We start from the raw sequence: 1,259 nt of genomic DNA, 5'->3' as shown, positions 1-1,259 counted from the left end.
TGAGCAAGAAGAAATTTTGCTATCTGAAATTGCTTATCAGAATTTTGTAGCAGATAAACTTTTTTTAGAAAAACGAGAAGTTGTTAAGCAAATTAAAGATCACCTTAAACAAAACTTAAATGCTCCGCAACATCTGGACGGAGAAAAAGTATTAAAAACCATTGAAATTGAACAGGGAATTTTAGTAGAGCGGGCGAGAGATGTCTATTCTTTTTCTCATTTAACCCTTCAGGAATACCTCACGGCTCAGTATATCTATGATAATGATTTGATTGAAGAAACAGTTAAGAATCATATAACAGAAACTCGTTGGCAAGAGGTCTTTTTGTTAGTGGCGGGTTTGATGCGAGGGAAAGCCGATAAATTGTTATTAGCAATGGAGAAAGAAGCCCATAATTATCTTACAACGCCCCTCGGTCAAAAATTAGTGCCGATTTTACAATGGGCAGATGAGATGACTAAAGATTCTGTTGATAGTCCGATTAAACCTGTAGGAAGAAGAGCGCTCGCCTATTGGCTCGTCATCTTCTACACCTGCATCATCTACAGCTACAACGTCATCCACATCCCCAACGTCACCGCCATCATCCACAGCATCGTCATCGCCTACGCCTACGCCCCCGAGATCGCCTACTTAATCACCAAGATGTCCTTTACCCCCAAACTCATCGATGAGTTTGTCCAGTTAGTTAACTTATTTGCTCAGGATCGAATTGTTTCTAAGGTTAATTTTTCCCAATTAAGCGCTGATTTAGAAGCTTTCAAACAAATTATTCCTGACGATAAAGCAACGGAAAAAGAACGTCAAGAATTTGTTGATCAATTATTTAAAATGTGGAATACTGCTTTTAATTTAACGCCTAAATTACTTAATTTATCCATCCAAGAAATTTGCAAAATAGACAGGCATTATTTTTATATTAATCGCCTGATTCTCAAATGCCAAAAAGTGGCTGTTAATATTTCCCCTACCGTCTGGCAAGAAATCGAAGACCGAATGCTCCGTATTCCTTAACTTCTCCTTTTTTTCTCAAATCTTGCCTTTCCAATTGGATGAGATTAGCGAATATTAACACTATGAGGATTGGGAGCCTCAAAAACCTTGCATTACCATTTTTATAGAACATAGGGTTTGCTGAAAAAGTACGGGCGAAGCATTCGGATAGAAAATCTACGGTTTCACCGATAAGTTATTGCCCGAATGCTTCGCCCCTACAGGACGCGAGCGCCGCTCAAGATGCCAGGTTTTGAAGCACGAT

The 1,259-nt window shown here is 39.0% G+C and carries 1 protein-coding gene; it reads left to right on the top strand.

Annotation, left to right across the window (positions count from 1 at the left end; translation table 11 throughout):
* On the top strand, positions 1-1,015 hold a 1,015-nt coding region (locus tag PX636_RS20245), incomplete at its 5' end, for an NACHT domain-containing protein (protein ID WP_502882907.1).
* Positions 1,016-1,259 lie beyond the last annotated feature (244 nt).

Origin of the sequence: Microcystis sp. M53598_WE2, from assembly GCF_030067735.1 — a bacterium.
In the GTDB taxonomy this organism is placed as follows: Bacteria; Cyanobacteriota; Cyanobacteriia; order Cyanobacteriales; family Microcystaceae; genus Microcystis; species Microcystis aeruginosa.
This window is presented reverse-complemented; position numbering and strand designations above follow the sequence as displayed.